The organism is Acinetobacter tianfuensis (assembly GCF_003611465.1).
Taxonomy (GTDB): Bacteria; Pseudomonadota; Gammaproteobacteria; order Pseudomonadales; family Moraxellaceae; genus Acinetobacter; species Acinetobacter tianfuensis.
The window spans coordinates 1-21,031 of sequence record NZ_RAXV01000043.1; the positions used below are offsets into that span (position 1 = coordinate 1).

Below are 21,031 nucleotides of genomic sequence, written 5' to 3' on the forward strand. Positions count from 1 at the left end.
AGGATTGCCTGATAAGCCTTTGTTTTTTAGAAGTTTCTATGGAAATAACCCGAACAAGGCTACTGCTGAAATTTTTAATCTTAATGAATTTCTTTTCGACATCGTGATTGCTCAAATGATCGAAATAAACTCTGCAAGTCAGTCAAATACAAAAAAACTGCAAGCTATTTACTGTGGAAAGTGGATTGTAGAAAGCGAGTTTCAGACCAATAACTCAAGAGCTCTATTATTAGACTTAAATAAACTTGCGATTGCTAAATCTGAAAATAAGTTATTTATCATGAGTGATTGTAATAAAAATACAATGAAAGACTGGGTTATTAAGACGGCCAAAGAGCTTATGAACATGGAGGAAGAAAATTTTTATTTAGCAATCGTTCCGCATCCAAAAGATTGGACAAGTAAAGAGAATATAGAAGTTCAAAAAATTATCTAAGAATAAAGTTAAGCCTTAGCCAAAAGTATTTTGCAGAAAAGCCCTATCTACCCAATAGGGCTTTTGTTACTTTAAATATATTAACCTGACAAAACGGAATTGCTTATGGAAACAATATTAGGACTATGTATAGGTATTGGCTTAAGCGCAGCCTGCGGTTTTCGGGTATTTGTTCCGCTGCTGGTCATGAGCTCAGCTGCCATTATGGGCTGGTTTGAACCCATGAAAGGTTTTGAGTGGCTAGCTATGCCATCGGTGTGTATTGCGCTAGCTATTGCCACTGTTTTTGAAGTTGGCGCTTATTATATTCCATGGGTAGATAACCTGCTCGACACCATTGCAACACCTGCAGCTATGATTGCAGGCACGCTGACGACAATGGCTGTGAGTACAGGGGAAATGTCGCAGTTTGCCAGCTGGGCAGCAGCCATTATAGTCGGCGGCGGTACAGCAACAGCTGTGCAAATGGGGACGGTTGCAGCACGCGGTGTATCTACAGCGACTACAGGCGGCATAGCAAATCCTTTGCTTTCTACGGGAGAGTGGATTGGCGCGTTTGTACTGTCTATTTTGTCGCTGATTGTTCCTGTGTTGATGGTGATTGTTGTTTTGTTGGTGGCGGTGTGGGCAGTCCGTTGGCTGCGACGTAAAAAACAGGAAAATATGCATCGTTCAGCGATTTAAAGCGACAGGCTGATTTTGGGTTTTTCGAGATATAATATTTTAAACTCGCGCTAGAGGGGGCGTTTAATCAAAAGTGCTATGTTTAAACTTAAAGCTATATTCCAAACTCCAACACAGATGATGATTTTAATAAAAATGATAAAATTTAAAGCGCTTAACATAATCGTTGGTCTTTCAGTTGCATTGCTTAGTTCGCAAAGCAGTTTTGCCAAAACAAAGCAAGCTGCGCCTGAGGACATGCAGCAGCAAAAGGATCAGATCAAATACAAAGCTTATATTCCTGAAAAATATGTGTTGTTTGAAGCAATTCCAGGCGATCTAAACAAAGATGGCGTTCAGGATCTGGTCTTAATTGTCAAAGGAACCGACCCAAAGCAATGGGTCAATCATGAGTATAAAGGAAAGCTCGACCGCAACCGCCGAGGCATAATTGTGTTGCTCAATGAGCAAGGCATCTATAAAAAACTGATGCAAAACCTAAGCGCATTTTCTTCAGAAAATGAAGATGGAGGCGTGTATTTTGCCCCCGAATTATGGATAGAAATTAAAAAAGGTTTGCTGAACGTACACTATGGTCATGGGCGTTATGGCTATTGGAATTATAGCTTTAGACTGCACAATCAAGATTTGCGCTTAATCGGTTATGACAGCTCAAGCAATCATGGGCCATATATAAGCAGTGAAACCAGTATTAACTTTTTGACCGCGAAAAAAGTCGTTCGAAAGAATCAAAATGAAGATGTTGATGCCGATCCCAAATTTAAAGAAACATGGTCAAATATAAAAATAGCCCCCATTTATCTGTCAAAAATTCAAGATTTTGATACGCTGAGTTTTGAATAATATCCATTTGCTGATATGGATTTGACTCGGCAGGTTCTGTAAAAATATAAGAGCAATAAAACAATCGGGATGATTGATTTTTATTCAATATTGATTTAATTTTATAAACCCATACTTTTTGTATGGGTTTGTTTTGAGTAGAACTTTCTAAAAACAATATTGGGGGAAGTGCATGATTAAATTTATTGTGGATGAACAGCCTAACGGTAATAAGATTCACCTGATCCATAACGGCAATGCAGCTTGTGAGGCTTTACCTGCATTTGATAATCAAATCTTAATTGGCTATTTTGAAAATTATGAACTGGCCTATAAACGGGCGCGTATGAATTGGCCGACAGAAAAAGTTGAAGGCTGTCCGATGTGCTGTAAAGCATAATCTATCCGTTCAATGACAAACTCTGCTTTTGGGCAGAGTTTTTTATTTGCATGCACGCACTGCCGTATGGCTGGATCTTTTAAATGTGGCTTAAATTTTGCTAAAAAGATTGATAACACACAGCAATAGGGTGCTATAAAGCTCATCGCTTTTATGAGCGCTCTAAAATAATGCAGCAAGTCATAAAGTGCGAGGAAGCGGTGCATGCAAAGCTCAGAAATATTAGATCAAAGCCTTAAACTGTCTAAAAAAGCGCATGCTTATGCGGCATGGCCTTTAATTTTAATTCTATTTGGCGGCGCACTTGGTTTGGTCTATGGCGTGATTGCCTATCTGATGAATTTAAAGGTCTATACATCAGAATTAAGCAAGTTGAATAAAGTATTGGCTAATTTGCTATGCGGCATGTCTGCACTAAGCGGCTGGTGGTTTAGCTCTCAGTGGGTACAGTCTTTTTTCTAAAGCAAAATGAGGCAGTGCTTTGGAAATATTTCCTGAATAGATGTCTAAAAACGGTGTAAAAAAACGATTTTATTCTGCTTTTGGGAAAATATTTTATAAAAGTATAAAATATGAAAAATCTTTCTGAATTTAGTCAAAATTAAGTGAACTTCGGAAATTAATCCCTGAATGTTTTGGCTAATATAGCTTTCAAGGGTGTGATAGAGATCGAAAAGAGCAGCATGCTGTGCGGGCGCACGACGCGAGAGCAGTACTTACCCAAAAGGTCTCGATTCGGCTTAGGACGCTATAGATCAAAAGTTTATAGGCTATAAGATCATAACTTACAAAGTGATGATAGTTGAAGTAAACCAACCGTTTTCTCTGACACCGCCCTAAAAAATTTGCAGTACTTCAGAATAAAAAATATTTTATCTCACATCTCACATCTCACATCTCACATCTCACATCTCACATCTCACATCTCACATCTCACATCTCACATCTCACATCTCACATCTGCATTCAATATGGCTTAACTATTTTTCTTAAATATTTCTCATTGTGCTGTGTGCATTGACACGTTCTAAATCAATTGCTATTTTTCGCCCGAATTTCTCCCAAGCTGTCCGCCATGCCATTAGATGACAATTTTGTATATATGCCGCCGCAAGATCCGCTGAGCATTGTTTATGAAGACGATGATCTGGTCGTGATTGATAAACCTGCAGGATTGCTGTCTGTGCCGGGGCGGCTGCCAGAGCATCATGACAGCGCATATTTACGTGTAGTCGATCAATTTCCGAATGCCAAAATTACGCATCGTTTGGACATGGCGACTTCAGGTATTTTAATGTTTGCCAAGCACCGTGATGCAGAAGTTGCTGTCAGTAAAATGTTCCAAGCGCGGACTGTTAAAAAAAATTATATTGCGCTGGTGCAGGGCAAACTTGAAGGTGCAGGAAGCATCAATGAACCCTTAATTACCGACTGGGAAAACCGCCCGCGTCAAATGGTGCATTATGAATTAGGCAAACCTGCACAGACACTGTACGAAGCTTTAGCTTATGACGAGGTTCAGGATATCAGCCGTGTTCTGCTGACACCAATTACAGGCCGTTCCCATCAGCTGCGGGTGCATTTAATGCATATTGGCTACCCAATTACAGGCGATAAAATTTATCACCCAGATGCAAAGCGCAGTCCGCTCGGCCGTATGGCGCTGCATGCCAGCTATTTGGCTTTTCGGCAGCCTTTGAGTCAAAAAGAGGTTGAAATTAAAGGTGTTGTGCCATTTTAATTTATATTAGATAAAAAGTGAGAAATATCAAAAATATAGTTGAAAATTTAAAAGAGCTTAGTGTTCATTTGAGCTATGGTTTTTTATTTGTAGTAGCAACTTTATTTAATGCCTTTATGTTTTATTACAGTGACTTATCAAATAGGTCAGTGTTTGTTATTACTTTTATAGACTTGCTTTTTGTATTTTTTTATTCGACACGTTGGATTAATTCAAAAATATCAAATATTTCAAATGAAGCATTTCTTGATTTTCTGAATTTTAAAAAAGAGAAGCTGTATTTTACTGATATCAGCGGCTTTTTAGGCGAGCAAGCGTTTGTTTCGTTTTTGGCGACATTTATTATTATCACAGGAAAAAGGCTGCTTGAGATCGATGGATTATTAGGCGGAATTTACACTGGACTTTTATTTATTATATCGATGATCTTTACATCTTTATCGGCCTCAAGAATGATCTTAATTTTAGTCTATTTAAAATGGAACAAGTTGGTTTTGATGCTTTTATTTTTAATGCTTTCAGCAATTATGCATATTTTTTATATTATTGGATTGAGAATCGGAGCGAGTACCAGTATTACATGGTTATAACGATCTTTTTTTTATAAAAAACTTGATTGTAAAACAAACGAATTGTCATAAATCTCTGCTAATCTAGGTGAGCGACTAAAGCTGGATAATAAGGATTAAAAGATGTCACGCGATTACAAACAATTCCCAGACGATGACAATGGCAATGTGCTTTGGCAGATGCACGAAGACGGTGATGATCTGACCGAAGCGCATGAAATTGAATATTCGATTGCATTTTCCAGTGAAGAAAAGGCAGACCAATGCGCGATTTATTTGCTGAAAGAAGAACAGAAAATTACCCTGTTTGAAGATGAAGACAGCAATGAGTGGGTTGTTACCATTTATGTTTATATGGAACCTGAATATGAAGACATTGTTGACTTAGAAGAATGGTTTACGAAAATTGCAGGCCAGTTTGAAGGTGAGTATGACGGCTGGGGCTGTATGGCTTATGTCTATGATGATGAAGAAGATGACGACCTAGTCTTAGAAGAAGAGCAAAAAGCCAATTAATGGTGCAAAAAACTGATATTTATAAGCCTGGCATGATGAAAAATGCTGGGCTATTTTAATTATAAATGATTGAAAAATATGCAAACTGTGTTGTTAGAATAAGCCCCTAAAAATAAAGGGGGCAATGCAGCATTGGATATGGACGTAGAGAAACTATCATTTATTCTTCAAGATATTATGCAGGAACAGCATTTAGCGCAGCGTTTTGACTGGCCTGTGCCAAAGAGTTCTCCAGTGCCTGTACCGCATTTTGATGGTGACTGTTATCTGCAAAATATTTACCTGAAAGAACACTATGCCGCTCATATGCAGGCAGACAGCAGCCTGCGTTCGCATTATTGGCTGATTCAGGAATGGGGCGGTATTAAATCATTTAAAAAAACGCCGCAGAATAACCTTAAAATCCGCCAGTTTTTAGATGCCCTGCAGCTTGGACAGCCGTCTTCTAGGTTGTATGACACCTTGCCATCTTTATCGAAAGTCTCTTCATTTTTAGCTCCAGATGACTATGTCATTTATGATGCCCGTGTGGTGTATAGCTTGAACTGGCTGATTTTTTCACATGGGCTGGACATGTCTTTTTTCCCTCAGCCCATTTCGCGCAATGCGCAGCTGATGAAGTTTGAACAGCACACCATTTTCAACTTGTTTCAAAGAGATTTTACATATGTGCCGAAACAGCAGGCTTATTTGCGCCTTTGCAAGCTGTTAAAAGGAATTGCGGCCTTGCCTGACAGTCCTTGGCAGAAGCCTTATGAAGTTGAAATGCTGCTGTTCAGTATTGCGCCTGAATATATTGTGCACAATATTCAGCAGCGGATCTGTATCGAAATGTGCGCTTAAATTTGTGAAGAGCGCTGAGAAAAGGCTATGTTATGGTTAAAATGCGCCTATACTGAAGCATCGGCGCAGTTGAAGCTGTGCAGTATTAAAATAACAACAAAAGGAATAGACAATGGGAAATATAGTCCGTTTACAGCGAGTTTTTACAGCGCCGCCTGAACGCGTATTCCGTGCGCTGACAGATCCGCGCGCGATGGTGAAGTGGATGGCGCCGCATGGCTTTATCGCGCAAGTCGATCACTCTGATGTGCGTACCGGCGGCAGTTACCGCATGAGCTTTATCAATTTTTCCACAGGTTTCAAGCATTCCTTTCATGGCCGCTATCAAGAAGTCATTCTAAATAAACTGCTGCGCTATACAGATGAATTTGATGCAGAAGAGCTGGCAGGTGAAATACAAGTCACCATTGAGCTGAGAGATGTGTCTGTGGGCACGGAAATCAGCATTGTGCAGGATGGCTTGCCGGAGGTGATTCCTGTCGATGCCTGCTATTTGGGCTGGCAGGAGTCGCTGCAACTTTTGGGGCTGCTGGTCAATCCAAGTATTCCTGATGAGTAAAGCGCTGTATGGATATTCAAATTAAACGCATTTATGATGCTGTTGAGCCAGCGGACGGCAAACGGATACTTGTTGACCGGCTCTGGCCCCGCGGCATAAGCAAAGCGCATGCTCAGCTGGATGGCTGGGCCAAGAGCCTGACGCCGTCCAATGCGCTGCGCAAATGGTATCATGAGGATATTGAACAGCGCTGGGATGAATTTCAGCAGCGCTATACAGCAGAGCTTACGGATCAGCACGAAGATTTGCAGGCGCTGAAAAGCTTAGCGCATCAGGACAAAGTGACGTTGCTGACCGCTGCGAAAAATGCGGGAAAAAGTCATGCTGATGTGCTGAAACGTATTTTAGAGCTTGAGTGACCAATATCCATTTAGCTGACATGAAGCGAAGCGGCATATATACTGCGCAAACTGCTATTAAATAAAGCCATGAAAAGACTATGGGATTGAAGCAGCTGAAAAGTAAAAATGCTATAGTGCAGTCTTTGAGCTGAACAGCGGCTCGTTTTTCTATTTTTTTCTTTTTTATTTTGAAGGTTATTATGTCTTTACCCAATTGTCCAAAATGCCAGTCCGAATATAGCTATGAAGACGGTGACTTGCTGATTTGCCCTGAATGTTCACATGAGTGGAAAGCCAATGAAGAAGCACAAACAGAAGCGGAGGCGGTCATTAAAGATGCTAACGGCAATGTACTGGCCGATGGCGATACTGTCACTGTAATTAAAGATTTGAAAATTAAAGGTTCATCTTCAGTCGTGAAAGTCGGTACAAAAGTAAAAAATATCCGCCTGCTGCCAGAAGCTTCTGACGGTCACGATATTGACTGTAAAGTAGATGGCATTGGCGCGATCAAGCTGAAGTCTGAGTATGTGAAAAAAGCCTAAGCCAGTTGTATTGCTGATTGGGCAGTATGTTACATAAAGCGCATGCGGTGCATGCCTTTATTTTTTTACTGTATGCATAATAACAAAGAGTAATTGCTCATGCCGCATATTCATGTTGAATATTCAGACAACGTTCAATTGAACGTGCCTCAAGTTTTGGCTGCTTTAAATGCTGCGCTGTTTGCTTCTGGTCATGTCAGCTCTGCTTTGGATATTAAAAGCCGCGCTTTATGTCAAAAGGATTATCTTATTGGCTTTAGTCCTGATCCGCAGCAGGCTTATGTGCATGTCAAGCTGTCTATTTTGACTGGCAGAAGCCTAAATATACAGCAGCAGATGTCAGCTGCATTGCTTCAGGCGCTGCAGCAAAATGTTCCGCAGCCATCGGCAGTGACAGTGCAGCTGTGTGTAGAAGTTTTAGAAATGGAACAAGCTGTTTATAGCAAAGCGGTCCTTTCTATCTAAAGGAAAGCTGCACTTTAGGAGTGCGCCGCCAGTTTTGTAAATGAATCAAAAATATGCACTTCCAATTGTCTTATTTTTCTGTCATAACGGTGATAACACAGCACAAAAAATGTGCTGATGTATAAAAATTTCAGTTCATGCTGCAGAAGAATAAGAGGTAAAGTATGGCAGGTTGGTTCGAAATATCACAGTCTAAAGATGAGCAATTCCGCTTTGTGCTTAAAGCTGGAAATGGCGAAATTATTTTGACCAGTGAATTGTATAAAGCAAAAGCATCCGCGCTGAATGGCATTGAATCTGTACAAAAGAATTGTACAGATGATAAGCGCTATGAGCGTTTAGAGGCAAAAAACGGTAAACCCTATTTTAATTTAAAAGCAGCCAATCATCAGATTATCGGTTCAAGCCAGTTTTATGGCAGTGAGCAGTCGCGTGATAAAGGCATTGAGTCGGTAAAGGCTAACGGTATTTCAACCGTGATTAAAGAGCTGCTGGATTGAAGCCGAGAGCTGTTCCATTTTATGCCAGATCAAAACCTGCAGTGTGCCGCATGCTGCAGGTTTAATTTTGAGCTGATATAAAATGCAGCTCAAAATTTTAAGTTAAGCCGTGTATAACATTAGATGAAAGATGGGTCTCAGGCTAAATCAGGCGGCAGCATGAAAATATTGAAATGGAGTACGGCAGCAGTTTTATTTTTGGCTGTGCTGTGCTTTTGGGCATCGCCGTATTGGGTGCTTAAACAGATTCATCAGGCTTTTGAGCAAAACCAGCCAGAGAAAATTTCTGCGTACATTGATTATGAGTCTCTAAAAACCAGTTTAAAACCTCAGATTATGCAGCGGCTGCAGGACGGAGCGAGGCTGCATGCTTTGCCCGCAGGGCTGAAAAAATGGGCAGTTCCGCTGAGTGAGGGTTTGAGTAACCATGCTGCTGATGCTTTGGCTCGTCCACAAAGTTTAAGTCTGCTGATGCAGGGTAAAGCGCTGAAAGAGGTTTTGGCAGATCAATACACAGCGCAAGCCAGCGCATTAGAGCGTTTGGTTTTGGGCAATGAGCGCTTACAGCAAAATACGGTTAACGCTGCGGAAGGTGAGCAGTCCATTGCGCTTGATCATGTAAAAACAGTAAAACCAAAAGCTCGTGCACGTTATATACGCTGGGACCGTTTTGCCGTGGATGTGCCAGCAGATTCTGGTGAGGTACATACAGTGCTGCTGCAGCGGTCTGGCTGGAGCTGGAAAATAGTTGCGCTAGAGTTTGCGAATTAGCTTAACTTTTTTTAAAAAGTGTAATATATTTAATAACATAATAGAAAACTGTATAAAATAGATCTGCATGTGTTTAGCCAGAATCATTGCGATAAAATAGAGGATGTAGCGTGTGAAACTGATAGGGCACGAGCAGGCTGGACAGGAAATCAAAGAATTTTTATCTCTTTGGGACAGCGCAATATGTACTTTGGATATACATGAAATTGTGAAATTATGTTCTTCAGATGTTTGTTTATTTGATTTAAGTTCAGAAATGCATGGCTTGGCTGCTTACCAGCGCTTATGGGATAGATATCAGCAGTTTTTTATTGGCAACTTAAAAGTATTTCGCAAAGATGTCTGTATTTATGCCGATGAGCAGCAGGCCTTTGTTTATGGTTATTCTAAAGTGGATCAGATTGATGCTGCTGATCACAGCAGTATGCCGTGGTGCCGTACGACGATGTGTTTACGCAAACATGCATCCGTTTGGAAAATGTACCATCAGCACATTTCTTCTTCTGCCGTATTGGAGAGCCTTTTTATCAATAAATAGCCGCGATGCAGTGCCAAATGATGGCCGCTATTTTGATATCTAATTGAATCAAATCATTATAAGCATAAAAAAACAGCACAATGTATGGTGCTGTTTTTTATTTTTTAGAAGCGTTTAGGTATCTTCTGGCCATTTTCTACAGGTGAGTCTGCACGCTGTAAAACGCCAAATAACCATGTTTCCGCATGCTGTACAGCAGCTTTCAAGCTGTCGCCTTGCGCGAGGCGGCCAGCAATGAAGCTTGCCAATGAACAGCCTGAACCGTGGTATTCACCCTCTAGGCGCGGGCATTCAGTGGTTGAAACCAATTCACCATCTATATACAGCGAGTTGCGGATGAAATCAGGAGTATCTTCATGGCCGCCTTTGACTAAAACGGCATGTGCGCCCATAGCAAACAGCTTATCTGTTGCCTGCTGCAAGTCTTCTTCACCAGTTAAAGCGCGCAGTTCTACTGTATTTGGCGTGATAATGGTTGCCAATGGGATCAGTTCAGCAAACGCTTGCACCAATGTTGCCTGATCTCCTAGAGAACCGCCGCTGTTTGCAACCAGTACGGGATCTAGCACATAGCGATAGTCTGAGTGTTCACGCAAGAACGCTGCAAGCGCTGCAATGTTATCTGTTGTACCCAGCATGCCTGATTTAACGCAATTAATCGGCAGGTCAATGACAACGGCATTGGCTTGAGCCAGCAGCAGTTCTTTAGACGTAGCTTCAAAGCCAAAGACCTGCTGCGAATTCTGCACAGTCAGTGCTGTGCATGCAATGGCTGCATGAGCACCGCTTTGGCCAACGGCTTCAATATCTGCTTGAAGACCGGCACCGCCAGAGGGATCTAAACCTGAAAAGCACAGTACTGTAGGGCGCAAAACGATGTCCTTAATTCCTATAATTGCGTTAGTATAGGCAAAATTAACAGAACTCTCGATAGTAATTTTGCTGTATAGGGCTAAGCAGGATGGGGATTGTGATAAAAAACATTTTGATAGATTTAGATGGAACATTAACAGACCCCAAAGTCGGTATTACCGAGTCTGCGCGTTATGGTTTGCATAAGATTGGCTATCCTATTTCTTCCGATGTCAATATTGACTGGATTATTGGCCCGCCGCTGAAAGCTTCACTGGCAAAAATTTTAGATGTCGCGTTGGACAATGATCTGGCAGAGCAGGCGCTGCTGGCTTATCGTGAACGTTTTTCTGTGACAGGCTTATTTGAAAATGAAGTTTATGCAGGCGTTGCAGAAACTTTGGCACAGCTGAAACAGCGCGGCTTTCAACTTTATGTTGCGACAGCTAAACCGACTGTTTATGCACAGCAGATTTTAGAGCATTTTGAACTTGCGCCGTATTTTCAAAAAATTTATGGCAGTGAACTGACAGGTGAGCGTACCAATAAGGGTGATTTGATTGCTTATATCTTAGAGCAGGAGCAGTTAAATGCAGCCGAGTGCATGATGGTCGGCGACCGTGAATATGACATTTTAGGCGCGCGCCGTAATGGCATAGAGGCAATAGGTGTGTCCTATGGCTATGGTTCTTCACAAGAGCTGGAACATGCGCAGCCGAAATATACGATAGATGCATTTGCTCAACTGCCTGCTATTTTTTCTGCTTAAATCAAAAATGCAGTGCTGCATGTGTCGTGTTGCATAGGCTTAAAATCCCGCTTTATGCGGGTTTTTTTATTGAATAAATGCAAAATTAAGCCGCTGATCATCCTGTATTTTAACGGGCAGATGAAAACGCAAAGTGTGATGAAATTCGCAATTAAACTGTAATACCTCTTGTTTGTTAGTGGTGAATTTGGAAAAATTTAGCATTATGATTTAAAAATAATTTATGAAAATAAAATGCCAAATTCATCTTCCTTTCTTTCCGCGTGGCTAAAACCGCTTAGCCCGCGTGACCCGCATGAAAAGCACCGTGTTGCCACGTCTTTAGAACTGTTGTTCGACTTGATCTTTGTGGTGGCAATTGCAGCAGCAGGGCAACAGCTGCACCATGCCTTGGTCGAAAACCATATCTTGCATGGTCTAGAGCTGTACTTGATGGTGTTTTTTGCGCTGCGCTATGCTTTCGGCATTATGCTGGTTCAGTGCGGCTGGCTGCTGTTTCACTTCTCACCAGTGACATTTACCTTATATATTTGCAGCTTTAGCGATTGCTGAGCTTTGCGTGCCTATATTTGCCGAGTCTGCAAACCGCACACCGTGGCATCCGCATCATATTGCGGAGCGTTATGCGCTGCTGACCATTATTGTTTTGGGTGAGTCTATTGTTGGCTGTTCTATGGCGATCAGTGATGCCTTGAACAATCAGCGTTTTAGCACTGAACTGATTTTTCTTATGATTGGCGGCCTGATTATGATGTTTACCATGTGGTGGGCATATTTTGACAGTGAAGTTGCTGAGCGCCTAGACAGCCGAAAAATGGCTTTTGTTTGGGGTTATGGTCATTTCTTTGTCTTTATCAGTATTGCGGCCATTGGCGCAAGTTTGGCGGCTGCTGTCGATGTCGTGTCGCATGAAGCCCTAATCAGTTCGATGCGGGAAAGCTATTTTGTTGCAGGCTGCTTGATTCTTTATACCACGTCGCTGTATCTGCTGCATGAGGCGCATCATTTAAGCGGGTTTAGAAAATGGCTTTATCCGCTGACGGTGGTGATTGTGCTATGTATTCCACAGGTGATAGAGCCTGCGGGTTATGCCATTTTTGCTATGGCGCTAGTCTATGCCTTGCGTTTATTTTTATCTAAAAGTTATTTGAAAGGCTGATTTATAGGCAATAAAAAACCGCCATCCGCGGCGGTTTTTTAGCTCAAATATCGGAGGGCGACACATCTAGTGTCATTTTTAAAAATGTATATAAGTTAGTGAACAACAATATCTGTATGTATGTATCTATCTATCATAGGTACTAAAAGAATATTAGTTCCTAATCTTGGTCCGACAAATTTTGTTGTAGGACAGGTGCTTTCATCTATTCAACAGCCGACCAAGTGTTAATATTTCAGAACTAACTTTAAAAAACTTAAAAGAGGAAAATATGTCTAATAATGTATGGACGACAACGATAATGTTTGATGAAAACTATCGGGTATTTGATTTATCTTTTCCAGGAATATTTGACTATGCTGAACTTTATAAAATTAAAGGAGATTCAGAGGAAGAAAAAAATAAAAGAAATAAAATGCGTCAAGCTAAAATAGAAATAGTTGACAAATACCATTTAAGTGAAAAGGCAGCACCTGCGAATGCACCTACTATTTTATATGCGCATGATTTTGGAAAAACAGTTAAATTACCTAGCTTTTTTCGTACTCAAGATGGCTTTGTTATTCTCACTGAAGAGTGCGCCAATGTACTGAAAAAGTTTCGCTTAGGTGAAAGTACACTCTTTCCTTTATCTTTTTTTGATATTCAGCTCAATGAGCAGGTAAATGATCAAACCTATTATTTTTTCAATATTGCTGAGTTAAGAAGTTATTTACGTCCTGAATCTTCTATAAGAAAACTACGTAAAGCTTCTTATACAAAACATGAAGGTTATCAACTTTTCAATTTGTATGGAGCTTTTTATACAGATTATGCCATTGCCATTGCAAAAGATGCCGTAGCCTGTGATGTCGATTTATGGCAAGACCCTGAATTAGATGGTTCAATTTTTATGTCAGATGCACTGAAGAAAGCTTTAGATGAAGTTCAATTGAGTGATGCATGGCAATTATTCTTATGTGATCTTAAATAAAAATGGCTTTGTTGCTCGTGCCTGCCGATAAAGTCTTATTTCAAGCTCTAGATTATTTGACTTTTTATAGTCATAAAAAAAGCGGAATATTTAATTCCGCTTTTTAATAACGTCATGCGACACGTAAGTTGTCATTCGCTATTTTATAAATTCAAAAGCTTAGCAAATTTTTCGACACATAATGACATCATATCACGACACATAAGTTGTCATTTTTCATATTTTGTGACACATAAGGTGTCATTGTTCAATTTTAATATTTTTTAGTTCGAATTCATTAGTGCTAATAAGTAATTGAGACATTAAAAGTCCTGTTTCCTTTTTAATAAATTCATCACTTGTTTTTTCACATCATGGAAGATTTAGTTGATAATCTGTAGTCCATAAAGTTATGGATCACGATCATTGCAAATCTAGATATTAACGTCTGCATGAAGTACTTTGTTAACATGCTCAACAGTAATTTTTTCTTGTTCCAGACGCCAGTTATTGGATTTCACTAGTTGATATAAGTATTGCTCTTCATTGTTGAGATGGTTTTCTCCGTTTATTATTGAAAGGGTTCCTGAATCTTGTTCAAAGAATAGATCAAATGTAATTTTGTCCATGAGAATACTTTTAGCATGAGAAAAATAACTTCTGAATTGGGACAGAATCTCAAAGCCTTGAGCATCAATATCACCCCAGTAAAATAACTCGACATTATTGAGCCAATTAACTTGTTTCAGCTCTGCTATTTTATAGCCACTGCCGAATATGACTATTGTATTAGACATATCGGGTAAGGTAAGTGCTATGTAAAAACTAAGTTTATTTTCAATGATAATGACACGTTTTATAGGTAGTGTTAAAGATTGAAATTGGCTTAATGGAATTGCTAGATCAGAGATCCCAAGTAGATATTGGTTGCTGAGTTGCAGATCTAAAATCCGAAAGCGAACTTGTGATTCATGAGCTTTTAAATTAAAGCAATTTTCAAAATTGGTCTGTTTGATATCGCAATATTCCGGGATCAACTCAAGTAGTAAGGTGCGGAGAATCCCCTTGTTTTGCTCAATGAATTTTGTATGTACAAGAATTGGTAATTCACGGATATATAAGTTTGGCCGAGGGGTTTCTTGAAAATACTGGCAAACCTTTAGCAAGCTATCCCAATTAGCTGCATGCTCAATGATCTTTAATGGATTGAGCTCAACCCATGTTTTCAATTTAGGTATCAGCTGTATTATTTTTTTATAGTTTTGTTTGAAGACTTTAACCTCATCTAACTTTGCAATATATCGAACAAAGTCTTCTTCGCATTCGAAAAAGACTCTTACCGGTAAGTCTTGAGAACCCAAAGATTTCGTTTTAACCGTCTGATACTCAATGGAATAGCCGAAACCTTTCTTTTCTTTGCTGTCTTTCGATATATCGCGGATTTCACATCTAAACTCATCCATTGATGATTTGTTATAAGCCTTATTACCAGGAATATCTAATGGGAAGATAGTCTCGCCGATGATGAGAGACTTTAGGTAATCTGCGTATCTGCGCTGAGCTTTTAATTTGATTTCTTGTGCAATAATCATTTCATACTACTCTCGTTAAGACAGCTCAGTGGCAGGTGAATTATGGATACCGTTTGTCTGTCGAGTTTCGCTATTAATCCATTGTTCTTTTTCTTCTTTGAACTGTTCGATTGGCATGTCGTATAGCCAAGAGTGACGCTCATTCTTCCGTTCAACGTAATGTACGAATGAAATGTCATTTTCTACGATATGAATATTGTCGCTCGGGGTGACAACCAAAAGTTGTAAATGCAGTTGTTTACATAGGTTAATGAGATAACGCGCTTTGTCCTCATCTTGAGCCTTAAATGCCTCATCAATTGCGATGAAACGGAATGAGTCACTTTGTAAGCCTTCTTTGGTCAGGCCAAATTGATAGGCAATTGCAGATCCTAGGATGGTATATGTTAACTGTGCTTTTTCTCCGCCAGAAAGTTGCCCCATATTTTCATAGGTTTTGAACTTACGATGATCTTCTCGATAAAACTCTTCAGCTTTATAACTAAACCAAAAGCGAACCTGCATGACTTTTTTGCGCCAATCCTCAAGATCAAGTTTTTTGATAAATGGCTCAATGTGATTCACAAAGTGTAACCGTTGAGCTTCTGGATTTTTTTCAATTTCTCGAGCATTAGGAATAGCCTGTTCCAAGAGTCTTTTGAAATCTTTAATTTCATCGCTAATGCGTGTAGGACAAACGATTTGGATATATGTTTTGAAGTCTTTATCTCTGAAATCTATTTCCTGTAATGCATCATTAAGTGTTTGAATGTTTTCTTTAATTGAGTCAGACCAATTCATAAAGAACATGCGGAAATCACTAACCTTGTTGGTTATGGTCTCATGTAAATAGTCGTTAAATTTTTTTTCAAATCTAGGGAGGTTATCGTTCTGCAGCTTTTCTAGAAAAGTTTGATATTCACTAATTAAGTCCAAATGCTCTGAGTCAGGTAGGTGATGTACATCAGATCTCCAATCGATAAATTTTGTAGTGATCGCCTCGTCAGGATTTTTAAATTGAGAAATTCTCTTGGTAATTTGAAGTGTATGATTTCTGAGTTGTTGATCAAAGGTTTCTTTTTCACTATGAAAACTAGTCAGCATCTCGACTTTCTTTGAATCAATGTTCTCAAAATCGATCTGGCTATAAGTTGGATATGCTTCGACGAAAGGAGAGGTGTCCACAGCGATCGAAGAGGAGAGAGATTGCTGTTCCTTTTCAATCTGAGCGGAAATCTCTTTCATTTTATTATCAATAGTAAATATCTCTCGTTGAACGTCGATGATAGAGGTGTCTCTCAGTTTAGATAGTTTTGTTTCAACATCTGCTAATTGCTGCTCTAGTGCTGCTATACGATCATTTTCTTGTTTTAACACCTCAAGTTGTCGTTTGAGACCTTCAATTTGCTTGGCATCGCTCTGCCAATCAATGTCATCAAATTGCTCATACTTATCAATAAACTTGTTACAGTTGATTTGATGTTGTTTGAGCTTTTCGATTTTCTCATTAACTCGATCTATTTTTGTCTTATTGTCGGTTTGGTCTTTTTGAAGTGTATTAAGCCTCTTCTTCAACAAAGAAATCTTTTCTTGGTTATCCCATCCTAGAATAAAGTTATCGCGGTTTGTGATGTTTTGGCGATCATCTTTTTCATGTTTCCCTTTGGTGGATTTGATAAGTCCTTGTTGGGTTACTGCCTTTTCATTATAGCGGTTAAATTCTTCTAGACTATTTACACAAGAGTAGTCGAACTGGTGCCTGATAACATCCTCAATGCCAGTTATGTATGTGCTTTTTGAGTTAAATTCCAATTTGTTAAATAGTGCATTAGTTGGAGAAAGCTTAAGGGAGTTGAACGAACTCAGTTGAGAAATATCCTGATAGCGCTGGTATACAATGCGCCCCTTTAAGTTAGTTCGGTTCACGTATTCATTGACTTGTTTGTAGTATTTTTCTGGTACAACTAGGCGTAATGCGAAGTTGTGCAGAATTTTCTCAATGGCGGGTTCCCAAGCCATTTCCTCACTCTGTACTTTGATGAGCTCGGCAATGAAAGGGATTTCATATTTACTGGCGCCAGTATGATGCAAAATGTCATCACGAATACTGACTACACGACCAGTAATATTATTCTGGTTCTTTTGCAGGGTTTGAATATTCTCCATGAGCTCACGAATGTCGCGCTGTATGTCTGTTTTTTCATTCTCAAGCGCGCGTAGTTATTGTTGCTGATCTTGTTGCTGTTGCTCTAGATCCTTAGCAGATTTTTGTACTTGAGTTTTGTTGTGTAGAAATTGATTGATATCAGGATTTAAAATCAGCCCGAGTGAACGTGCGAGCTGGTTATATTCCACCAATTTTTTTGAGCGTTGTTCACAACTTTTTTCTATAGGGTTAATTCGCTGCTTTAAGCTCTCAATTTGACTGCCAACATGGTCAGATTTGATTTGTACCTTTAAATCTGTTTGCTGCTCAGTAAGTTGTGTTTCTTGCTCTCGCAATCTGGATAAATCAATGTTTTTGATGGTCAGTTGAGCATTTTGTTTTTCGAGTTCTTGCTCTGCAAGCTCGACATATTTTTGTGTAAACCAGTAATTACCTTGCTCTTTAAATTGTTCTAGCCGTTTTTGTTGTTGAGTGACTTGTTGAATATTCTGTGCAAGCTCATCGATTGGACGTAGTTGGCTAATTTGCTCTTTAGCTTTCTCAATATTGGTTTTGGCCTCCATGAGCGTCACAAAGCTTTCTTTTAATTGTAGGTACTCGGCTTCAGCATCACGATTTTCTAGCATGTTATTGCGAATAAACTCGTCCAAATCATCGAGTACTTTAACGCCTACAACCTGATTAAATAGACTAAGCGCTGTCGTTGAACGCATGCCAAATAGATAAGCAAAGCGTTCAGCGTAATTTGTTGGTCCGTCAAAAAATTCAATGACACGCTTACTTTGATCACTGTATTGCTTTTCTAATCTTTTTTTCCAGCTTCCTTTTGCGTCAAAGTTATTAAAATCCTCACTAATGGTTAAGTCAGTATGGGCTAAACCAAATGTGCGTTTGAGTTCGCCATTGTTGAACCAGCGAACCTGAAAAAGCGTGATGGTACGAAGGTCAGTATTACTAAAGTTGGCTAATATTACGGAGTAGCAGTTTTTATCTCGTAGTTTTTGAGTAGAGGTACCAGCTTCGCCATCGTTTTGAATATTGCCATAATGACCGAGGACATACGTTTCTTCTGTTCGATCTCCTTTTTTATCAATCCCAGAGGATTGGTTATAGAAGCGATCTTTTTTTACTGGAACAAGCAATGTCAGAAGAGCATCAATAAATGTGCTTTTACCTGATGCATTTGCACCCGTCAGCAGAGAGTTATTGCCTTGAGGCATAATTCTGAAGATACGATCATCAAAAGTTCCCCAGTTATACACTTCCATATAGTTTAGGCGAAAGCCAGCACGGTCAGAACTTGTATTAAATAGACTGTACGTACTCATTTATTTTTCCTTTGAATTCTTGTAATTCATTCAAACTGATCTTTTCTTTGATAATACGGTGAATTTGGTAGGTTCTTTCCAGCTCCTTTTCCGAAACCAACTTAAGATAACCTAGCTCCTCTATAGTATTAATATGCTTTTCTAGATCTTTCTGGAATTTTAGATGGTTATAGCCCTCTTGAAGAAATAGCTCTAACTCTTCACGAATTTGAATGTTGGAGATGAATTTTTCACTGGCTTGGTACTGAGTTGGATTGCTATCAAATTCTTCCAGACTATTGCGCAATACAACCAATACAATTGATGCTTCGAAACCTATAGTGCGTCTTTGTGTAAGCCCTAATGTATCACCCTCGCTATCTTCCATTTGCTTGACAAAGGCAAAGCCTTCATCCTTTTTAATGATTAATTCAAGCCCAATTGTTCCAATATAATCTTGAATTTCAGCCTGATAATGAATAATGTTTTCCCATAGTGGGGAGGCACGTTCGATTGGTGATTTCAGTAGTCGTATAATGGCTCTGGAGTAAGGTTTTTCGTACTTTTCTAAATTTGTCATTCTAATAATCCTTAAGAGCATATGACAATAATTTCAGGGATTTGAATGGACTTTTGTTGAGCTCGATTGAAGCAGATACGCTGTTGATGCTTGTCATTCACTGTATGTTTAAAATCTTTGATGACATCCATGTATCCAAATAGCTCTGGTAATCCTTGAGAAAGCCCACCTTGTTTATCAATGAGTTCCTGAATACTTGCTTGTGATTGTTGAAGTAAAATAGTTTGAATGTGCTGTCTGATTTTCTTTTTATCAACATGGATGTGTGCAAACAGTTTTGCCAATTGTTCCGAGTGAACTAAGTCCGCGCTGGCCAGAGTAGGGTTTATCTTATAGTTAACTGGTTCTGATTTTTCATAGGTTAACTTTCTCTCAAAAGGGATTTTTATTTCTGCTGAGGTTTCAATCTCAAAACTAATATCTGGTTTTTGGTTTTGCTTATTTAAGATTAGCAGAAATTTCTTGATGTCCTGAATAATACTTTTTGTGATTGCAGATTGAGAAGCTTCACTTTCTTTAATGATACAGCTTAACTTTTCAGCCATACGATCGTTGGCCTTATAAACTTTTTGACCTGATTGATGCAGGTACTTTTTCATTCCACGTAGAAAAAAGTCATCGATCTGAATATTCTTTTCTTGAAGCATTGTATATAGAGAGGTAACTAGACTGTCCCATTCTTGTTGCAGACTTGGATTGAGTAGGAAAGACCAAAAAGCATAGAAACTTTTACCTTGAGAGCTTTCTTTGAGAGTATCAAGCGAGTCAAAGGCAAATTGTAAGATGTCACTTTTGTATAGATTTCCTTCAGCATGACGTTGATAGATATCTTTGGTAATTGATTTAAAATTTTCTTCTACTTCTTTGAAGTCAGATAGAAGCTCTTTTGCGGATTGGGTAATTTCTTTAAAACGAGGTGTAATCTGATATTCTTCATAGACATTAATATCCTCGCCAATCTTGAGGCGTTGGATTTGCTGTTCAATTTCTAGCTTCTTTTGCTCTAATACTTGGATACGGTTTTCTACATTATCATTGGTATTTTCTACTAGCTCTTTAAGTTGATTAAAGATGTGTTTGAATTTGGATTCAGTACCGATAAACTCCTCTTTTCTGAGGCTTTGTAGCCAGTCCAATGTCTTATTTGTGTGAGAAGATAACTCATAAAATATGACACCCTGATCATTTTGATAGTTACTGAGAAAACCTTTGTTGGTCCAATATTGAATATAGCGTTTTGCTTTTGCCTCATAGGTTGTAAGTGATAAATCCTGATAGGCATTGAAGTCATCGGCTAAATCAAACTCGTCATTGTCATTAATTGAATCAATATTCATTTCAATATATTTGATTAAAGTCAATTGCAGCTTTTCTGATGAGTTAGAGGTTTGTTGGTTAGAAAAAGCCTCAAGCAGAAACTGAATAACCCATTCTCTGTTTTTTAGACACAAGAGAGCAATACTGGGAGATGTTCTAATAGAGATCGATATTTCTTGAACATTTGGCATTTTCTTACTCCGTGATCGGTTTTTAAACGATTTTATGACTGTTAATATCTAAATTAATCACTTACAAAAGTGACTAGAGTCACGTGATATATTTGCTGATCTGGGTTTATCAAGTGTAGAGAGATCTTGATGCCATATATAAAAGTAATCACCTCAATGTGGTTACCGAATACAGTCTGAGTAATTAATGTTCATTTTGGTTGGGTATTACCTTTAACTCATTGTTGCGTAACATGTTAAATTTTATTGTTATACAATAATACATTGGTTGTAAATTGCACAGCTTAGTTTGGATAAAGAGCGACGAATTATGTCGTATGATTTTAAATTGTTTATTACAAATGTAGCGCCTATTCAATTTAAGACAACTATCAAACCTTCATAAAACTCAATAGTGAATAGCCCCCGATTTTGTAGACACCTTTTAGTTAGATAT

At 39.1% G+C, this 21,031-nt stretch carries 23 protein-coding genes and 2 pseudogenes; 19 read left to right on the forward strand and 6 right to left on the reverse strand.

Annotated elements, in window-relative coordinates; all coding sequences use genetic code 11:
• The 16 genes and pseudogenes from D7V32_RS17385 to D7V32_RS15235 form a co-directional block, all read left to right on the forward strand.
• Positions 1–436: pseudogene (locus D7V32_RS17385) on the forward strand (hypothetical protein); the annotation flags it as partial.
• A gap of 105 nt (positions 437–541) precedes the next feature.
• Entirely contained in the window at positions 542–1,120 is a 579-nt protein-coding gene (locus tag D7V32_RS15165) for a DUF4126 domain-containing protein (protein ID WP_120403671.1), read from the forward strand.
• 135 nt (positions 1,121–1,255) lie between these two features.
• Positions 1,256–1,963, forward strand: coding sequence for a hypothetical protein (locus D7V32_RS15170; protein WP_171407685.1), 708 nt, complete (start codon positions 1,256–1,258; stop codon positions 1,961–1,963).
• A gap of 172 nt (positions 1,964–2,135) precedes the next feature.
• Entirely contained in the window at positions 2,136–2,342 is a 207-nt protein-coding gene (locus D7V32_RS15175) for a hypothetical protein (protein ID WP_120403672.1), read from the forward strand.
• A 204-nt stretch (positions 2,343–2,546) separates the two neighbouring features.
• On the forward strand, positions 2,547–2,804 hold the full coding sequence (locus D7V32_RS15180) for a hypothetical protein (RefSeq protein WP_120403673.1): 258 nt from the start codon (positions 2,547–2,549) through the stop codon (positions 2,802–2,804).
• 613 nt (positions 2,805–3,417) lie between these two features.
• Positions 3,418–4,083, forward strand: a complete 666-nt coding sequence (locus tag D7V32_RS15185) for an RluA family pseudouridine synthase (protein ID WP_120403674.1) — start codon at positions 3,418–3,420, stop codon at positions 4,081–4,083.
• A gap of 17 nt (positions 4,084–4,100) precedes the next feature.
• Positions 4,101–4,673, forward strand: coding sequence for a hypothetical protein (locus tag D7V32_RS15190; RefSeq protein ID WP_120403675.1), 573 nt, complete (start codon positions 4,101–4,103; stop codon positions 4,671–4,673).
• A gap of 102 nt (positions 4,674–4,775) precedes the next feature.
• On the forward strand, positions 4,776–5,168 hold the full coding sequence (locus D7V32_RS15195) for a ribonuclease E inhibitor RraB (RefSeq protein WP_120403676.1): 393 nt from the start codon (positions 4,776–4,778) through the stop codon (positions 5,166–5,168).
• A gap of 138 nt (positions 5,169–5,306) precedes the next feature.
• Entirely contained in the window at positions 5,307–6,011 is a 705-nt protein-coding gene (locus D7V32_RS15200) for a hypothetical protein (protein ID WP_120403677.1), read from the forward strand.
• 112 nt (positions 6,012–6,123) lie between these two features.
• Positions 6,124–6,570: an SRPBCC family protein gene (locus D7V32_RS15205; protein WP_120403678.1), complete on the forward strand. Its 447-nt coding sequence runs from the start codon at positions 6,124–6,126 to the stop codon at positions 6,568–6,570.
• 8 nt (positions 6,571–6,578) lie between these two features.
• Entirely contained in the window at positions 6,579–6,929 is a 351-nt protein-coding gene (locus D7V32_RS15210; RefSeq protein ID WP_120403679.1) for a DUF488 domain-containing protein, read from the forward strand.
• A 182-nt stretch (positions 6,930–7,111) separates the two neighbouring features.
• Positions 7,112–7,456: a zinc ribbon domain-containing protein YjdM gene (locus D7V32_RS15215; RefSeq protein ID WP_120403680.1), complete on the forward strand. Its 345-nt coding sequence runs from the start codon at positions 7,112–7,114 to the stop codon at positions 7,454–7,456.
• A 99-nt stretch (positions 7,457–7,555) separates the two neighbouring features.
• The gene (locus D7V32_RS15220) at positions 7,556–7,921 is read left to right on the forward strand and encodes a 5-carboxymethyl-2-hydroxymuconate Delta-isomerase (protein WP_120403681.1); all 366 of its coding nucleotides are present in this window, start codon (positions 7,556–7,558) and stop codon (positions 7,919–7,921) included.
• A gap of 164 nt (positions 7,922–8,085) precedes the next feature.
• Positions 8,086–8,421 (forward strand): YegP family protein, encoded by a 336-nt coding sequence (locus tag D7V32_RS15225; protein ID WP_120403682.1) that lies wholly within the window; start codon positions 8,086–8,088, stop codon positions 8,419–8,421.
• Positions 8,422–8,580: 159 nt separating this feature from the next.
• Positions 8,581–9,192: a DUF2939 domain-containing protein gene (locus tag D7V32_RS15230; protein WP_171407686.1), complete on the forward strand. Its 612-nt coding sequence runs from the start codon at positions 8,581–8,583 to the stop codon at positions 9,190–9,192.
• A 112-nt stretch (positions 9,193–9,304) separates the two neighbouring features.
• Positions 9,305–9,730 carry a YybH family protein gene (locus D7V32_RS15235; RefSeq protein WP_120403684.1) on the forward strand — a complete coding sequence of 142 codons (426 nt, stop codon included), beginning with the start codon at positions 9,305–9,307 and terminating at the stop codon, positions 9,728–9,730.
• Positions 9,731–9,834: 104 nt separating this feature from the next.
• On the opposite strand, the gene D7V32_RS15240 is transcribed toward D7V32_RS15235, so the two are convergent.
• Positions 9,835–10,602, reverse strand: a complete 768-nt coding sequence (locus D7V32_RS15240; protein ID WP_120403685.1) for a hydroxymethylpyrimidine/phosphomethylpyrimidine kinase — start codon at positions 10,600–10,602, stop codon at positions 9,835–9,837.
• Between the two features lie 98 nt (positions 10,603–10,700).
• Here D7V32_RS15240 and D7V32_RS15245 point away from each other — a divergent pair, with 98 nt between their 5' ends.
• The 3 genes and pseudogenes from D7V32_RS15245 (at position 10,701) to D7V32_RS15255 (ending at position 13,483) form a co-directional block, all read left to right on the forward strand.
• On the forward strand, positions 10,701–11,351 hold the full coding sequence (locus tag D7V32_RS15245) for an HAD-IA family hydrolase (RefSeq protein WP_120403690.1): 651 nt from the start codon (positions 10,701–10,703) through the stop codon (positions 11,349–11,351).
• A 234-nt stretch (positions 11,352–11,585) separates the two neighbouring features.
• A pseudogene (locus tag D7V32_RS15250) lies at positions 11,586–12,510 on the forward strand (low temperature requirement protein A).
• Positions 12,511–12,781: 271 nt separating this feature from the next.
• On the forward strand, positions 12,782–13,483 hold the full coding sequence (locus D7V32_RS15255) for a hypothetical protein (RefSeq protein ID WP_120403686.1): 702 nt from the start codon (positions 12,782–12,784) through the stop codon (positions 13,481–13,483).
• A 413-nt stretch (positions 13,484–13,896) separates the two neighbouring features.
• On the opposite strand, the gene D7V32_RS15260 is transcribed toward D7V32_RS15255, so the two are convergent.
• Genes D7V32_RS15260 through D7V32_RS15275 form a run of 5 tightly spaced genes read right to left on the reverse strand, consistent with a single transcriptional unit; the run spans position 13,897 to position 20,595 of the window.
• A complete protein-coding gene (locus D7V32_RS15260; protein WP_120403687.1) occupies positions 13,897–15,054 on the reverse strand; it encodes a Wadjet anti-phage system protein JetD domain-containing protein in 1,158 nt (385 codons plus the stop codon).
• 15 nt (positions 15,055–15,069) lie between these two features.
• Positions 15,070–17,199, reverse strand: coding sequence for an ATP-binding protein (locus D7V32_RS17485; RefSeq protein ID WP_213072556.1), 2,130 nt, complete (start codon positions 17,197–17,199; stop codon positions 15,070–15,072).
• A 54-nt stretch (positions 17,200–17,253) separates the two neighbouring features.
• Entirely contained in the window at positions 17,254–18,528 is a 1,275-nt protein-coding gene (locus D7V32_RS17490; RefSeq protein WP_213072557.1) for an ATP-binding protein, read from the reverse strand.
• Positions 18,506–19,087, reverse strand: a complete 582-nt coding sequence (locus D7V32_RS15270; protein ID WP_171407687.1) for a DUF4194 domain-containing protein — start codon at positions 19,085–19,087, stop codon at positions 18,506–18,508. Before D7V32_RS15270 ends, D7V32_RS17490 begins: the two co-directional genes overlap by 23 nt.
• A gap of 11 nt (positions 19,088–19,098) precedes the next feature.
• Complete coding sequence (locus D7V32_RS15275; RefSeq protein WP_120403688.1) at positions 19,099–20,595, reverse strand: DUF3375 domain-containing protein; 1,497 nt, start codon at positions 20,593–20,595, stop codon at positions 19,099–19,101.
• Positions 20,596–21,031 lie beyond the last annotated feature (436 nt).

What these genes read in the sequence shown, in the direction of transcription:
- D7V32_RS15195 (WP_120403676.1), top strand. Translation starts at nt 4,776, where the DNA reads ATGTCACGCGATTACAAACAATTCCCAGACGATGACAATGGCAATGTG.
- D7V32_RS15270 (WP_171407687.1), bottom strand. Translation starts at nt 19,087, where the DNA reads ATGACAAATTTAGAAAAGTACGAAAAACCTTACTCCAGAGCCATTATA.
- D7V32_RS15260 (WP_120403687.1), bottom strand. Translation starts at nt 15,054, where the DNA reads ATGATTATTGCACAAGAAATCAAATTAAAAGCTCAGCGCAGATACGCA.
- D7V32_RS15225 (WP_120403682.1), top strand. Translation starts at nt 8,086, where the DNA reads ATGGCAGGTTGGTTCGAAATATCACAGTCTAAAGATGAGCAATTCCGC.
- D7V32_RS15220 (WP_120403681.1), top strand. Translation starts at nt 7,556, where the DNA reads ATGCCGCATATTCATGTTGAATATTCAGACAACGTTCAATTGAACGTG.
- D7V32_RS15255 (WP_120403686.1), top strand. Translation starts at nt 12,782, where the DNA reads ATGTCTAATAATGTATGGACGACAACGATAATGTTTGATGAAAACTAT.
- D7V32_RS15175 (WP_120403672.1), top strand. Translation starts at nt 2,136, where the DNA reads ATGATTAAATTTATTGTGGATGAACAGCCTAACGGTAATAAGATTCAC.
- D7V32_RS15200 (WP_120403677.1), top strand. Translation starts at nt 5,307, where the DNA reads ATGGACGTAGAGAAACTATCATTTATTCTTCAAGATATTATGCAGGAA.
- D7V32_RS15215 (WP_120403680.1), top strand. Translation starts at nt 7,112, where the DNA reads ATGTCTTTACCCAATTGTCCAAAATGCCAGTCCGAATATAGCTATGAA.
- D7V32_RS15210 (WP_120403679.1), top strand. Translation starts at nt 6,579, where the DNA reads ATGGATATTCAAATTAAACGCATTTATGATGCTGTTGAGCCAGCGGAC.
- D7V32_RS15275 (WP_120403688.1), bottom strand. Translation starts at nt 20,595, where the DNA reads ATGCCAAATGTTCAAGAAATATCGATCTCTATTAGAACATCTCCCAGT.
- D7V32_RS15205 (WP_120403678.1), top strand. Translation starts at nt 6,124, where the DNA reads ATGGGAAATATAGTCCGTTTACAGCGAGTTTTTACAGCGCCGCCTGAA.
- D7V32_RS15230 (WP_171407686.1), top strand. Translation starts at nt 8,581, where the DNA reads ATGAAAATATTGAAATGGAGTACGGCAGCAGTTTTATTTTTGGCTGTG.
- D7V32_RS15170 (WP_171407685.1), top strand. Translation starts at nt 1,256, where the DNA reads ATGATAAAATTTAAAGCGCTTAACATAATCGTTGGTCTTTCAGTTGCA.
- D7V32_RS17485 (WP_213072556.1), bottom strand. Translation starts at nt 17,199, where the DNA reads ATGGAGAATATTCAAACCCTGCAAAAGAACCAGAATAATATTACTGGT.
- D7V32_RS15180 (WP_120403673.1), top strand. Translation starts at nt 2,547, where the DNA reads ATGCAAAGCTCAGAAATATTAGATCAAAGCCTTAAACTGTCTAAAAAA.
- D7V32_RS15165 (WP_120403671.1), top strand. Translation starts at nt 542, where the DNA reads ATGGAAACAATATTAGGACTATGTATAGGTATTGGCTTAAGCGCAGCC.
- D7V32_RS15185 (WP_120403674.1), top strand. Translation starts at nt 3,418, where the DNA reads ATGCCATTAGATGACAATTTTGTATATATGCCGCCGCAAGATCCGCTG.
- D7V32_RS17490 (WP_213072557.1), bottom strand. Translation starts at nt 18,528, where the DNA reads ATGAGTACGTACAGTCTATTTAATACAAGTTCTGACCGTGCTGGCTTT.